Source organism: Tessaracoccus zhenghani (assembly GCF_054552775.1).
This window is the reverse complement of the sequence record NZ_CM137275.1, coordinates 1383488-1397078: the sequence shown is the minus strand read 5'-3', so window position 1 is coordinate 1397078 and position 13591 is coordinate 1383488. Positions and strand designations below refer to the sequence as shown.

The window sequence follows — 13591 nt, the reverse complement described above, 5'->3', positions numbered from 1 at the left end:
CGCAGATCGACCGAAAACCCCGATCGGACGGGTCTCAGGAAGGAGAACCCCCGATTTGTGCTCTCCGAATTGGGTGATGTACTGTTGGTCGTCGGCTGGCCCCTATAGCTCAGTAGGCAGAGCGTCTCCATGGTAAGGAGAAGGTCTGCGGTTCGATTCCGCATGGGGGCTCTGTTCTTTCCCTGCTCCACCAGGGAAAGAACTCCTGACGGGGTAGCTCAGTCGGTAGAGCAAGCGGCTCATAATCGCTGTGTCGCGGGTTCGATTCCCGCCCTCGTCACCACATTGTCAGCAGAGAACACGCGCTACGCGCCGCAAGCTAAGGAAGATCATGGCTAAGAAGTCCGGGGATGTCCGCCCGATCATCACGCTCGCCTGCACCGAATGCAAGGAGCGCAATTACGTGACGAAGAAGAACCGTCGTAACACGCCGGACCGTCTCGAACTCAAGAAGTTCTGCCCGCGCTGCCGCACCCACCAGGCACACCGCGAAACCCGCTGAACCCCACCGCTCACCACAACGGCCGCTCCCGTCCAGGGAGCGGCCGTTGTCGTTGGTGGGCGGTAACCTTACGCGCATGCCGATTTCCGCCGAACACGTGGGCCGCCGTTACCCGGCCGCTCCGCCGTACGTGGTCAGCCGCGCCAAGATCGCCGAATTCGCTTCAGCCGTGCGCGATGACAACCCCGCCTACTCGGGCGAGGACCCCATCGCCCCACCCACCTTCGCCGCGGTCATCGCGGCCCAGGCCTGGGCCGCGATGTTCGGCGACGAGGAGCTCGGTCTGGCGCTCAACCGCACCATGCACACGGACCAGAGTTTCGCCTTCCACCGCCCGCTGCGCCCCGGTGACGCCGTGGTGGCCAAACTGAGCATCGAGAAGGTGCGTAACCGGGGCAACCTGGAGATGATCACCGTGCTGGTGGACCTCACCGTCGACGGTGAAGCTGTCTGCGAGGCGCGCTCCACCCTGATGCACACGCGCCCCCGGGAGGACAGCGATGAGTGAGGTCACCGTCGGCACCGAGCTGCCCGAACTCAGGGTCGGGGTCTCCCGCTCCACCGTGGTGCGCTACTCAGGCGCCTCCACGGATTTCAACGAGATCCACTTCTCCGACCGCCATGCGCGGGCCATCGGGCTGCCGGGCGTCGTCGCCCACGGCATGTGGACCATGGGCGCCGGCCTGAAGATCGTCACGGACTGGGTGGGGGACCCGGCAAGAGTCCTCAGCTACTTCGTCCGCTTCACCCGTCCGGTCGTCGTCCCGGACACCGACGAGGGCACCGAGGTGGTCTACGCGGCCAAGGTCACCGAGGTGGCAGACGGGGTGGCGAAGCTCGCCATCACCGCCACCTGTGCCGACGACGCGGTGCTGGGCGCCGCGCGCGCCGAGGTGCGTCTTGACTGAGCCCGGGGGAGAGGCCGCGTCCTGCAGCCTGGACCGCGTCGCGATCGACACCCACGCCCCGCCCATCCCGGATTCCCCGCTGCTGGCCCGCCACACGACGCTGCGCGTCGGTGGCCCGGCCCAGCGGTTCCTCGTGGCCCGCACCGAGCGCGAACTCATTGACATCGTGACGGACTGTGACCGCCGCGCTGAGCCGGTCCTTGTCCTCGGCGGCGGCTCCAACCTGCTCGTCAGCGACGCCGGCTTCCCCGGCACCGTCGTGCGGCTGGGCACCACCGGCATCACCGCCGACGTCTCAGACTGCGGGGGAGCGGCGGTCCGCGTCGCGGCGGGTGAGAACTGGGACACCTTCGTGGCCCACGCCGTCGCCAACGAATGGAGCGGCATCGAGATGCTGTCCGGCATCCCCGGCAGCGTGGGCGCCACCCCCATCCAGAACGTCGGCGCCTACGGCTCCGACGTCGCGGAGACCATCACCTCTGTGCGCACCTGGGACAGGAAGGAACGCACGCAGCGCACCTTCCCCCTCACGGACTGCGGCTTCGGCTACCGCACCTCCCGCTTCAAGCGTGAGCCCGGCCGCTACCTTGTCCTGGAGGTGGGGTTCCAGTTCCGGTTGGGCTCGCTCGGGGCACCCATCCGCTACGCGGAGCTCGCGGGCCGCCTCGACACCGCGCCGGGCGGTCGCGTCGACGCCACCCGCGTCCGCGAGACCGTACTGGCAATCCGCCGCTCCAAGGGCATGGTGCTCGACGAGGCGGATCACGATTCCTGGAGCGCGGGCTCCTTCTTCACCAACCCCGTCCTCGGCGAGAACGAAGCGGCGGCGCTGCCTCCTGAGGCCCCGCGGTTCCCGGACGCGGACGGCCGGGTCAAGACCAGCGCTGCGTGGCTGATCCAGCACGCCGGCTTCGCGAAGGGCCATGGCGACGGCCAGGCCAGGCTCTCAGGCAAACACGTGCTGGCGCTGACGAACCGTGGCTCGGCCACCGCCGCAGACCTGGTGGCGCTCGCCGCCGAGGTCCGCGACGGCGTGGCAGAGCGTTTCGGGATCCGTCTGGTGCCGGAGGTCAACCTCGTGGGAACGGCGTTGCCCGACCTCAAGTGACGCTTGAGATATTTCCGGGCGACGTGTCCCTGCCATTAGCCTCCTCCCCGGAGGGTGATTGCAGATGAAACGATGGCTCAAGCTGGCGGCGGTGGCAGTAGTGCTCGCCATCGTGGCCGTCCCGATGCTCCAGCGGCAGCAGGAAGCGGCGGGCAGCCCGGCCAGCGACTTCATCGCGAAGCTGGTCAAGGACGCCCAGCAGACCGAACGGGAATTCGGTATTCCCGCGTCGGTGACCATCGGCATGGCCGCCTTGGAGTCGGGTTGGGGCGAGTCGAAAATGGCTGGGCAGCTGACCGTAGACGGGGTGGTCTACAACGTGAACACCCTGTTCAACATCAAGTGCACCTCCACGCCTTCGCCGTACCAGACGGGTTGCGTCCCGGTCCGTACCGCCGAGTACACCCGCTCCGACGGCACCAAGTACTACATCGTGGCGGATTTCCGCACCTACGCGAGCTGGCTCGACTCGACGCGGGACTACGCCCGCCTGCTGAGCACCGCCACGCGTTACGCCGCGGCCTTTCAGTACGTCGACTACCCGGATCAGTTCGTCACCGAGGTGTGGAAGGGCGGTTACGCGACGGACCCGAAGTACCCCGAAAAGGTCATCGGCATCATGCGCAGCCACAACCTGTACCAGTACAACCTGCGTGGCCAGGGCCCCGGCTACCCGGAGGGCATGGACCCCGACGGCCCCACGCCGCCGGTCACTACCGTGGACCCGTACACGATGTTCCCCCAACTTCTCGTCGGCAGCCGCGGCGACGCCGTGCGCTCGCTGCAGCGGCTGCTGAACACGCTCGAGGCCGGCATCGGTGTCGACGGCATCTACGGCTCGCAGACGACGGCCGCCGTCAGCGCGTTCCAGCGGGCCCAGAAGCTCACCGTGACCGGCAAGATGGACGACGCCACGTGGCAGGCGCTGCTGCCGGAGCTCGCATCCGGGGCGAAGGGGGAGGGCGTCCGCGTCCTCCAGACCCAGCTGCAGCTCAAGGGCGGCAGTGTCGCCGTCACGGGCACCTTCGACGCCGCCACGGACAAGGCGCTGCGCTCCTTCCAGCAGCTGCACCGCATCGAGGGCAGCGGCCACTCGAGCTACGCCACCTGGGCCCGCCTCCTCGGCTGAGAGCCCCGCGTCACGCCGCGATCAGGGCGGCGGCCGCGACGTAGCCGGCGGCGAACGCGTGCGCGGCCAACTGCAGTGCCTCGCGCCCCGGCAGGAACGCCCCGTGGTGGAGGCCGACGCCGTCCACGTGGCCGGTGCCGATGAAGCACATGACGGAGGCGGCTTCGCGGCCGTACTCCGCGAAGTCGTCCGAGCCGCAGGACCGGAACGGCGTCTCCGCGACCGTCAGCCCCAGGCCGCGCAGCAGCGGATCGATGCGTTTCACCAGCCCGGGGTCGTTGAGCAGTGCCGGGCCGCCCCGCACAAAGCGCGTCGTCGCCTGCCCACCGCGTGATTCCGCGACCGCCGACGCCAGCCGTGCCACGGCCTCGTGCAGCAGCGCGCGGTCCGCCTCCGAATAGGTACGGATGGAGCCCTGGCAGCTGGCCTGGTCCGCGATGACGTTGTGCGCGGTGCCGCCGGCGATCTGACCCACCGAGATCACCGTGGGATGCGTGGGATTGATGATGCGGCCGGGCAGGCTCTGCAGTTCGCCGATGATGGTGGCCAACGCGCTGATGGGGTCCACGGCGACATGGGGGTACGCGCCGTGCCCCGGACGGCCCCGCACCACGATCTCGAACGAGTCGTAGGCGGCGTTGACCGCGCCGGCCCCCGTGGAGACGACGCCCCGGTCCACCTGCGGCTGCAGATGCACACCGATCATCGCCTCGATCTCCTGCTCGTCCAGCAGGCCGGAGCGCACGACGTCGCCGGCGCCGGGCGGGGTCACCTCCTCCCGCGGCTGAAGCACGGGCACGAGGCCGACAGGCAGGTCGAGGCTGCGGGCTGCGGTCGTCAGTGCCCAGAGCGCCGCCATGTGCACGTCGTGGCCGCAGGCGTGCGCCACGCCGGGGCGCCGTGATTCCCACTCCACGCCGGTGGCCTCCATGACCGGGAGGGCATCCAGCTCGGCGCGCAGCCCGACGGCCGGGCCGTCGGGGCCCAGCCGGGCCCAGGCCCCCGTCCCCGCCACGGGCGTCCAGTCGAGCCAGCCCATGGCCCGCACCAGCCGGTCACGGGTGGGTCCCTCCTCGCCGCTGATGTAGGGCTCAGCGTGGATGGCGCGCCTGAGGGCGGCCGCGTCGGGCAGTACGCCGTCGACGGCGGCAGTCAGCTCCTCGAGCAGGCTCATAGCTGCCAAGGCTACCGAAGAAGACATTGTGCTGGGAGTGCCAGCGAACCCGTGCGGGCGCCCGGCGCGGTCAGCCCGTGACGTCGGACGCGGGGCGGCCTGAGGCTACGGCGCGGGCCATCAGTTCGATGGTGGGGGCGGCGTGGGAGAAGAAGCCGTAGTAGCCCTCGCACAGATAGTTCTGGCCGGGCTCGCCGTCGGCCAAGGTGGCGAAGCGGTCCTTGGGGCAGCCTCCGTGGCAGGCCCAGCGCACCGGGCAACGGCGACACTGCTCAGTCAGCGAGGTTCTCTTCGACCGCCCGAATTCGCGCTGCTCTGGGAGCTGGAGGTACTGCTGGAACCCGCCGTCGGCGACGTTGCCCAGCTTGTAACCCGGCTCGACGTAGTGGTCGCAGCTGTAGACGTCGCCGTTGTGTTCGACGGCCAGCGCGGTGCCGCACTCAGGGGAGTGGACGCACAGCGAATACTGCCCGAAGCGGGCGGCGAGCATCACGTCGAAGTGCTGGACGAAGACCCTGCCGACGTCGGCCTTGAGCCACTCGTCAAAGACCTCGCTCAGGAACCGGCCCCACTGGCCGGGGCCGACCGAGCGGTCCGTGACGTCGTCGCCCTGCTGGAGGTACAGCAACCTCTTGCCGTCGGGGGCCTCGTAGCCGGCCCGCTCGACGATGGGGATGAACTGCAGGAAGGTCGCGCCCAGCACGTCGCGGAAGTAGCGGTAGACCTCGGCCCCGTGGTCGCCGTTGGCGGAGTTCACCGTGCACAGGATGTTGGTCTCGACGCCGTGCTTGCGGAGGAACTCCCATCCGCGGATGACCTGGGCGTGGGTGCCGCGGCCGGCCTTGTTGACGCGGTGCGCGTCGTGGAGGTGCTGCGGGCCGTCGACCGACAGACCGACCAGGAAGTTCTCCTCGGCCAGGAACCGGCACCATTCATCGTCGAGTAGCGTGCCGTTGGTCTGGATGGACTGCTGCACCCGCTGGCCCGGGCGCTGGTAACGCCGGGTGAGCTCGACGGCCGTCCGGTAGAAGTCGAGGCCCCGCAGAGTGGGCTCGCCGCCCTGCCAGGCGAGCGTGACCTCGCCATCCGGCTGGCCCCCCAGGAATTCCCGGATGAAGGTGTCCAACTGCTCCGGCGACATCCACTGCCGTTTGTCCTCGTCGTACAGCAGGTCCTTCGACAGGAAGAAGCAGTACGTGCAGTCGAGATTGCAGGCAGCCCCTGTCGGTTTGCTGACGACGCTGAAGGGGATCGGGATCACCCCGCAACCCTACTGGGGGGTCGTCGCAAGGGGCGTCGGAAGCGTCTGCCGACCGGGTAGTGTGGCCCGGTGCTTCCTGCCGAGTCCCCCCGCCGATATGCGTTGGCCGCGGCACACCCGAAGCGCGCAGACGTGTTGCGCTTCCTCCCGTACATCCGGCCGTTCGCGCCGCAGTTCATCACGTCGTTCGCCCTGGCTCCGCTCCAGGTGCTGGCCAGCGTCGCCATCCCGTTGCTGCTCGGCGCCGTCGTCGACGGGCCCATCCGCAGCGGCGACGTCGTCGGGGTGCTCTGGTACTCGTTGGCGCTGCTGGGAGTGGGGGCCTTCGAGGCGCTCATGAGCTTTGTGCGCCGGTGGATCATGTCGCGCGCCACGTCGCATATCGAGGCCAACATCCGCCTCGACCTCTTCGACCAGTTGCAGCGCCTCCCACTGGGCTTCCACAAGGCGTGGGAATCCGGCCAACTGCTCAGCCGCATCATGAGCGACCTCGGCCTGCTGCGCCGCTTCATGTCCTTCGGCCTGGTGATGCTGGCGATGAGCTCGCTGCACATCGTCGTGGTGGTCGGGATCATGGTGGTCACGCTCTGGCAGGTGGGCGTGGCGGTACTGATCTCGGTCATCCCCGTCGTCGTCGCAGTGTTCGCGCTCATGGGCCGCTTCGGCCGCATCTCGCGGCGGGTGCAGGACCAGACGGGCGACGTGGCCTCGGCAGCCGAGGAGTCGCTGCACGGGGTGCGCGTCATCCGTTCGTTCGGCCGCACCCGTCATTCGTTCGAGGCCTTCGACAAGCGCGCCGCCGCGCTCGCCGAGAGCGGGGTGCAGCGCATGAACCTGGCCTCCGTGCTCTGGACGCTGCTGGAGATCTTCCCCTCGGTCCTGTTGTTGATCGTCCTGTTCGGCGTGAGCTACGGGGTGTCCGAGGGCGGGCTCAGCCTCGGCGCGGCCGTCACGTTCGTGACGCTGCTGCTGTCCCTGGCGTGGCCGGTGGGCAGCCTCGGCTTCCTGCTCTCCTTCGCCCGTGAGGCGGCGACGGCGGCCAACCGCGTCGCGGAGGTGTTCGACGCGCCGGTCACGATCGTCAGCGGCGACAAGACGATCGCGGAGCCGCGCGGGCACCTGCAGCTGCGCGGAGTCACCTTCCAGTTCCCCGACGCCGAGGAACCCACCCTGCGTGACCTGGACCTGGACATCGCGCCGGGGGAGACCGTGGCGCTGGTGGGCGGCACCGGCTCCGGCAAGTCCACCCTCGTCTCGCTCATCCCGCGCCTTGTCGACGTCACCGGCGGCCAGATCCTGCTCGACGGCGTGGACCTGCGCGACCTGGACCTGCGGCAGTTGCGCAGCCTCATCGGCACCGCCTTCGAGGACCCCATCCTGTTCTCCATGTCTGCCCGCGAGAACCTCACGCTCGGCCGTCCCGACGCCACTGAGGAGGAGATCACCGAAGCAGTGCGCGTGGCCCGCGCGGAGTTCGTCCACGACCTTCCCTGGGGCCTCGACACGCGTCTGGGCGAGCAGGGGCTCAGCCTCTCCGGGGGCCAGCGACAACGGCTGGCGCTGGCCCGTGCCATCCTCGTCCAGCCCCGCGTGCTCGTGCTCGACGACACCCTCAGCGCCCTCGACATCCACACCGAGGCAGAGGTGGAGGAGGCCCTCATGTCCACCCTGGTCGGGGTCACCGGGGTCGTCGTGGCGCACCGCGCGTCCACCGTCCTCCTGGCGGACCGGGTGGCGATGTTGGTCGAGGGGCGCATCGCCCACACCGGCACGCACAGCGAACTGCTGGCCACCGTGCCGGAGTACCGCGAACTGCTCTCGGCCGATTACGCCATCTCGATGGAAGGCGACAACGGTGAGCACTGAGCCGCAGCACCCCGATGACCCGAACGTCGCGTGGCGGGGGGTCAAGCAGGAGATCGACGAGGAACGTGACTCGTCCGCAGGCCTGCGCGCCCCGTCGCGTCGGCTACTCGCCACCCTCGTGCGCCCATGGCGCACCTGGCTGCTGCTCCTCGTCGGCGTCGTGGTCGTCGAGGCGGCCGCCCGTCTGGTCGTGCCGGTGCTCGTGCGCGACGTGCTCGACGACGGGCTCACCGACGACAGCGTGCTGCTCCCCACCCTGGGCCTGATGGCGGTCGCCATCGTCGTCCAGGTGGCAGCGCGCGTCACCTTCCTGCGCAGCTCCGGCCGGATCGGCAACGCCATCCTGCTGGACCTGCGCCGCCGCCTCTACAAGAAGTTCCAGCGGCTCAGCATCCGCTTCCATGACCGCTACACCTCCGGACGCGCCGTGTCGCGCATGACCAGCGACGTCGAGGCCGTGCAGGAACTCGTGCTGCAGGGCCTCGACGTGGTGATCATCGCCGCGCTGACCATCCTCGGTTCCAGCGTCATCATGCTGAGCCTCGACTGGCGCCTGGCCCTCGTCGCCTTCCTCAGCTACCCGCCGCTCCTGCTGCTCATGCGGTGGTTCGCCGGCGCCTCCACCCGCGCATTCCGCGCCGTACGCACGCAGTCGGCCATCGTCATCGTGCAGTTCATCGAGACCATGACCGGCATCAAGGCCGTCCAGGCGTTCCGCCGCGAGCCCCGCGCCGGCGAGATCTTCGAGGACGTCGCGCTGACCTACCGCGACTCCAACGTGCGCGCCATGCGCATCTTCGCCCGCGCCATGCCTGGGATCCAGTTCATCGGCAACCTCGGCATCGTGCTCGTGGTGCTCGCCGGCGGCTACCTCGCGGTGGGGGGAAGCGTCTCGATCGGCACCATGGCCGCCTTCGTGCTGTACCTGCGCATGTTCTTCGACCCCATGCAGGACCTCAGCCAGTTCATCTCCACCCTGCAGTCGGCGCTCACCGCGCTGGAGAAGATCTCCAGCGTGATGGACGAGGATGACGACGTGGCAGACCCCGAGCACCCGGTCGCGCTGCCGGACGTCAGGGGAGCGGTGAGCCTCCACGGCGTGGACTTCTCCTACGTGGAGGACGCCCCGGTGCTGCCGGGCCTCGACCTGGACATCCCGGCCGGGCAGACCGTCGCCCTCGTGGGCACCACCGGCGCGGGCAAGACCACCATCGCCAAGCTCATCGCCAGGTTCTACGACCCGCAGGCGGGGGCCGTGCGGCTCGACGGCGTCGACGTGCGTGACCTCGACGACGCCACCCTGCGCCGGCACGTCACGCTGCTCACCCAGGAGAACTTCATCTTCGCCGGCACCATCGCCGACAACATCGCCTTCGGCCGCCCTGGAGCCACGCGAGACGAGGTGGTCGCGGCGGCCCGCTCTGTCGGTGCCCACACGTTCATCGAGGCCATGCCGAACGGGTTCGCCACCGACACCGGCAAGCGCGGCTCGCGGTTGTCCGCCGGCCAGCGCCAGCTCGTCGCCTTCGCCCGCGTCGTCCTGGCAGACCCGCGGGTGCTGATCCTCGACGAGGCCACCAGCTCGCTTGACATCCCCACCGAACGCCTCGTCCAGGCGGCGCTGTCGACGATCCTGGCCGACCGGACCGCCATCATCATCGCCCACCGGCTCTCGACGGTGGAGATCGCCGACAGGGTGCTGGTGCTCAGCCACGGCCGCATCGTCGAGGACGGCACGCCGGTGGAACTGATCGCCGGCGGAGGCCGCTACGCCGACCTCCACGCCGCCTGGTTGGCGTCGCTGGCCTAGCCGCCGGGTCGCCGATGCGGGGGTTTGGGGCTGAGCGCGCTACTGTGGACGCAGCACCCGGATGTTCTGCTCCGGGGAAACTCTGATCTTTTTCTTTGATGCCATCGCGCTGCGGATGAGATTTCCGCGCCGGGCAGAACCGCTGCATCGCCCTATCGGGAGAACCCCTTTGACTTCTCAGTCCTTCGGCGCGCTTGGCGTGCCCGCACAGCTTGCTGCCGTCCTCGAGGATCGCGGCATCACCGTCCCCACCCCCATCCAGGCCGCCACGCTGCCGGACTCGCTCCTGGGCCGCGACGTCCTCGGCCGCGGCCGCACCGGCTCCGGCAAGACGTACGCGTTCCTGCTCCCCATGGTCGCCCGGCTGATGGCGAGCGGCACCCGCCGCACGCCCAAGCGCCCCCGCGCCCTCATCCTGGCGCCCACCCGCGAACTGGCCAACCAGATCGACGAGGCCCTCGCCCCGCTGGCAGCCGTCGCCGGGCTCACCTCGCGCACCGTCTTCGGCGGCGTGAAGGAGCGTCCCCAGGTGGTCGCCCTGACGAAGGGCGTCGACGTGGTCGTCGCCTGCCCCGGACGCCTGGAGAGCCTCATCGAGATGGGCCACGTGAGCCTCGGCTCCGTCGAGGTCACCATCCTCGACGAGGCAGATCACATGGCGGACCTCGGCTTCCTGCCGTCGGTGCGCCGTCTGCTGTCGGCCACCCCGTCGAACGGCCAGCGGATGCTGTTCTCCGCGACCCTCGACAAGGCCGTGGACACGCTCGTGAAGCAGTTCCTGCACCAGCCCAAGACCCACGAGGCCGATTCCGCGGATTCGCCCGTCCCGACCCTGCACCACCACGTGCTGCACGTCAGCGACCAGCAGCACCTCCCGGTCCTGGTGAACCTCACCGCGGCGCCCGGCCGCACGGTGGTGTTCACCCGCACCAAGCGCCGCGCGACGAAGCTCGCCCGCCAACTCAATGCCGCCGGCGTACCCGCCGTCGAGATGCAGGGCAACATGAGCCAGAACGACCGTGAGCGCTCCATGCACGCGTTCCAGTCCGGGACCGCCCAGACCCTGGTCGCCACCGACGTGGCCGCCCGCGGCATCCACGTCGACGACGTTGCCCTGGTCATCCACGCCGACCCCCCGGTCGAGCACAAGGCCTACACCCACCGCTCCGGCCGCACGGCGCGCGCCGGGGCCGAGGGCACCGTCGTGACCCTCATGCTGGACGCACAGCGCGGCGACGTGCGTGACCTGACCCGCAAGGCAGGGGTCAAGCCCACTCTCACGCGCGCCGACGAGCGGCACCCCGTGCTGCTGGAGATCGCGCCCGGGGAGCGCGAGTACCCCGGCGGCATCACCAAGGCCAAGCCCCAGCAACAACAGCAGCGCGGCGGCAACGGCGGCGGGCGTCGCCGTGCCGCGAGCGGCGACCAGCAGCCGTCCGGCCAGAGTTCCCGCAGCGGGGAGCAGTCTCGATCCCAGCGCGAGCGCAGCGGGGAACAGCCCCGTGCGCAGCGCAGGCGCAGCGGGGAACAGCCGCGCTCACAGCGTGACGGGGGTGGCCGTCGCACCGAGGGCCAGCCGCGCGCGGGTGGCGCCGCAGCATTCTCCGCCGCCGGCGGCGGGCGTCGTCGCGGCCGCTGATCCGGCCCACCCCGCCGGGAAGTACCAGAGCCTCTGACCTCGAGTCGGATGTCGTCCGCGGGCGTGGCACCGTATGTTGGCCTCATGCCAGCAGCCCACGCCCGTCCCGACAGTGTCGCGTGGGGACTCCTCGCAGACCGGATCGCGCTCGGCGTCGCGGTGGTCCTCGGGGCGCCCACCGTCCTCCTCTACGCGTTCGCCAGCCCCGCCCCTGACCGGGCCATCGGGGCGCTGTTCATGGTCGCTGTGCTCGTCATCGCCCGTCGCCAGCCGGGCACCTCGCTCGGCATCTTCTGGGCGGGCAGCCTCTTCCTGCTGATGGTGGGTAACGAACCCCTGCCGCTGCTCGTCCAGATAGTCGCCGGCGCATGGCTGGCCTACACCGCCACGCGGTTCGGGTCCCGCGCCACCGTCATCGTCTCCGGCGTCTCGTTGGCGCTCGGGGCGCTCATCGCGGGCACCCTCCTCGGGCAGGAGTTCTTCTGGGGCCACCAGTACTTCGGGCTGGGTGGCACCGCGTTCGCCTTCGGGCTCGTGGCGTCCTTCCTCGGTGCGCCCTGGTTGCTGGGTCTGCGGCAACGCTCCACGGCGCAGGTCCGCGCGCAACAGACCCGGGCAGAGGACGCCGAGTGGCAGCGCACCCGGGCCATCGAGGCGCAACAGCACGCCGTCCTGGAAGAGCAGCGCCTCACCAGGGTCGCCGCGGCCGAGGCCGCCAACGCCAGGCTCGCTCGCGACGTCCACGACGTCGTCGGGCATTCCCTGGCCGTGATCCTGATGCAGGCCGAATCAGCGCAATACCTGACCAACACCCAGGACCTGCACGAATCCATGAACAACATCGCCGTGTGCGCCCGCCGCTCCCTCGGGGAGATCCGCGAGGTGCTGCACGCGGCCCGCGGCGACCACCCGTCGGTGCCCGCCCCTCCCGGTGGCCTGGGCGCCCTGCTGGACAGCGTGCGGGCCTCGGGCGTAGACCTCGAGGTCACCCAACTGGGGCAGAGCCGGGCGTTGCCGCCCGACGCCGAGACAGTCGCCTACCGGGTGCTGCAGGAGATGCTCACCAACGCCATCAAGCACGGCGAACACGGCAGGCCCATCGCCGTCGCGTTGACGTGGGCGGACCGGCTCACCATGGAGGTGCGCAACCTCGACGGCGGGCACACCCTCTCCAGGGCGCTCCACGGTGGGGGGATCGCCGGGATGAGCGCGCGGCTCGGCGCCGTGGGCGGTAGTTTCGAACTCAACCGGCACCAGAGCGCCGACGGTGAGGTCATCACCGCCACCGCCTGGCTGCCACTGCGAACCAACTAGGAGTACCGCGTGCCCATCCGCGTCATGCTGGTCGACGACCAGGAACTGTTCCGCTCGGCCATCCGGGTCATCGTCAACGCGCAGGACGACCTCGAGGTGGTGGGGGAGGCCACCGACGGTGAGGAGGCCGTGGCGCTGGCGGCACAGCTCGACCCCGATGTGATCCTGATGGACATCCGCATGCCCGGGGTCGACGGCGTGGAGGCCACCCGCCGCATCCTGGGCGACGCCGTCGCCTCCGGCTCCGGCGTCAAGGTGCTGGTGCTCACCACGTTCAACCTCGACGACCGCGCGGCCACCGCCATCAGGTACGGCGCCAGCGGGTTCCTGCTCAAGGACATCACCCCGCAGATGCTCACGGATTCCATCCGCACGGTGCACAGCGGCAACGGCGTCATCGCGCCGGAGGACCTCGCCGCGCTGCTCGACTCGTCCTTCCAGGAGAAGCCGGCCCCGCCGGCCGGCTTCACACAGCTGTCTGAGAAGGAACACGAGGTCTTCGCCCTGGTGGCCCAGGGTCTCAGCAACGTTGAGATCGGTCAGACGATCTTCGCCTCCGAGTCCACGATCAAGTCCCACGTCGGCGCGATCCTGCGCAAGATGGGGTTGCGTGACCGGGTGCAGGTGGTCGTGTCGGCGTATCAGCACGGACTGGTCGATCACTGAGACTGCGCGGGTCGAGGTTGGTTCGACTCAGGCACGGAAAACCCCTATAGTGGACGAGCACCGGTTCAATTTGCCAAGGTGGGAGCGTGTCCACTCGACACGGTCCATCCGGTAATCCAACCGCCAAAGGGTAGTAGCTCAATTGGCAGAGCAGCGGTCTCCAAAACCGCAGGTTGGGGGTTCGAGTCCCTCCTGCCCTGCTAGATGGTCAGCA

12 protein-coding genes and 3 tRNA genes are annotated in these 13591 nt (G+C 69.6%); 13 read left to right on the top strand and 2 right to left on the bottom strand.

Translation table 11 applies throughout. The features are described 5' to 3' along the window. Positions 1–98 precede the first annotated feature (98 nt). The 7 genes from ACX1DX_RS06750 to ACX1DX_RS06720 all read left to right on the top strand — a co-directional run bounded on the left by ACX1DX_RS06750 (position 99) and on the right by ACX1DX_RS06720 (position 3647). A tRNA-Thr gene (locus tag ACX1DX_RS06750) sits at positions 99–171 on the top strand. A 36-nt stretch (positions 172–207) separates the two neighbouring features. Continuing rightward, positions 208–283, top strand: a tRNA-Met gene (locus ACX1DX_RS06745). Positions 284–331: 48 nt separating this feature from the next. After that, positions 332–502 carry a 50S ribosomal protein L33 gene (gene rpmG / locus ACX1DX_RS06740; RefSeq protein ID WP_076060775.1) on the top strand — a complete coding sequence of 57 codons (171 nt, stop codon included), beginning with the start codon at positions 332–334 and terminating at the stop codon, positions 500–502. Between the two features lie 76 nt (positions 503–578). Next, positions 579–1010 (top strand): FAS1-like dehydratase domain-containing protein, encoded by a 432-nt coding sequence (locus tag ACX1DX_RS06735; protein ID WP_459398036.1) that lies wholly within the window; start codon positions 579–581, stop codon positions 1008–1010. Then, positions 1003–1410 carry a MaoC/PaaZ C-terminal domain-containing protein gene (locus ACX1DX_RS06730; protein ID WP_182763821.1) on the top strand — a complete coding sequence of 136 codons (408 nt, stop codon included), beginning with the start codon at positions 1003–1005 and terminating at the stop codon, positions 1408–1410. Before ACX1DX_RS06735 ends, ACX1DX_RS06730 begins: the two co-directional genes overlap by 8 nt. A gap of 28 nt (positions 1411–1438) precedes the next feature. Next, positions 1439–2518: a UDP-N-acetylmuramate dehydrogenase gene (locus ACX1DX_RS06725; protein WP_459398189.1), complete on the top strand. Its 1080-nt coding sequence runs from the start codon at positions 1439–1441 to the stop codon at positions 2516–2518. A 64-nt stretch (positions 2519–2582) separates the two neighbouring features. Further along, positions 2583–3647, top strand: a complete 1065-nt coding sequence (locus ACX1DX_RS06720; RefSeq protein ID WP_459398035.1) for a glucosaminidase domain-containing protein — start codon at positions 2583–2585, stop codon at positions 3645–3647. Positions 3648–3657: 10 nt separating this feature from the next. Here the strand turns inward: ACX1DX_RS06720 and ACX1DX_RS06715 are convergent, their stop codons facing one another. Together ACX1DX_RS06715 and ACX1DX_RS06710 are read right to left on the bottom strand one after the other, a co-directional pair. After that, positions 3658–4821: a M20 metallopeptidase family protein gene (locus ACX1DX_RS06715; protein ID WP_459398034.1), complete on the bottom strand. Its 1164-nt coding sequence runs from the start codon at positions 4819–4821 to the stop codon at positions 3658–3660. Between the two features lie 70 nt (positions 4822–4891). Further along, the gene (locus ACX1DX_RS06710; RefSeq protein WP_459398033.1) at positions 4892–6082 is read right to left on the bottom strand and encodes an anaerobic sulfatase maturase; all 1191 of its coding nucleotides are present in this window, start codon (positions 6080–6082) and stop codon (positions 4892–4894) included. 69 nt (positions 6083–6151) lie between these two features. Here ACX1DX_RS06710 and ACX1DX_RS06705 point away from each other — a divergent pair, with 69 nt between their 5' ends. From ACX1DX_RS06705 to ACX1DX_RS06680, 6 genes are all read left to right on the top strand, one after another. Further along, positions 6152–7948 (top strand): ABC transporter ATP-binding protein, encoded by a 1797-nt coding sequence (locus tag ACX1DX_RS06705; RefSeq protein ID WP_459398032.1) that lies wholly within the window; start codon positions 6152–6154, stop codon positions 7946–7948. After that, positions 7938–9758: an ABC transporter ATP-binding protein gene (locus ACX1DX_RS06700; protein ID WP_459398031.1), complete on the top strand. Its 1821-nt coding sequence runs from the start codon at positions 7938–7940 to the stop codon at positions 9756–9758. Before ACX1DX_RS06705 ends, ACX1DX_RS06700 begins: the two co-directional genes overlap by 11 nt. Positions 9759–9927: 169 nt before the next feature. Next, entirely contained in the window at positions 9928–11397 is a 1470-nt protein-coding gene (locus ACX1DX_RS06695; RefSeq protein ID WP_459398030.1) for a DEAD/DEAH box helicase, read from the top strand. A gap of 84 nt (positions 11398–11481) precedes the next feature. Further along, entirely contained in the window at positions 11482–12711 is a 1230-nt protein-coding gene (locus ACX1DX_RS06690) for a sensor histidine kinase (protein ID WP_459398029.1), read from the top strand. Between the two features lie 9 nt (positions 12712–12720). Continuing rightward, positions 12721–13377 (top strand): response regulator, encoded by a 657-nt coding sequence (locus tag ACX1DX_RS06685; protein ID WP_245243953.1) that lies wholly within the window; start codon positions 12721–12723, stop codon positions 13375–13377. 127 nt (positions 13378–13504) lie between these two features. Continuing rightward, positions 13505–13577: transfer RNA gene (locus ACX1DX_RS06680), tRNA-Trp, on the top strand. Positions 13578–13591 lie beyond the last annotated feature (14 nt).

Bases quoted from the DNA above. Each gene is read 5' to 3' on its own strand.
- rpmG (WP_076060775.1), top strand. From the start codon at position 332: ATGGCTAAGAAGTCCGGGGATGTCCGCCCGATCATCACGCTCGCCTGC.
- ACX1DX_RS06735 (WP_459398036.1), top strand. From the start codon at position 579: ATGCCGATTTCCGCCGAACACGTGGGCCGCCGTTACCCGGCCGCTCCG.
- ACX1DX_RS06730 (WP_182763821.1), top strand. From the start codon at position 1,003: ATGAGTGAGGTCACCGTCGGCACCGAGCTGCCCGAACTCAGGGTCGGG.
- ACX1DX_RS06720 (WP_459398035.1), top strand. From the start codon at position 2,583: ATGAAACGATGGCTCAAGCTGGCGGCGGTGGCAGTAGTGCTCGCCATC.
- ACX1DX_RS06715 (WP_459398034.1), bottom strand. From the start codon at position 4,821: ATGAGCCTGCTCGAGGAGCTGACTGCCGCCGTCGACGGCGTACTGCCC.
- ACX1DX_RS06690 (WP_459398029.1), top strand. From the start codon at position 11,482: ATGCCAGCAGCCCACGCCCGTCCCGACAGTGTCGCGTGGGGACTCCTC.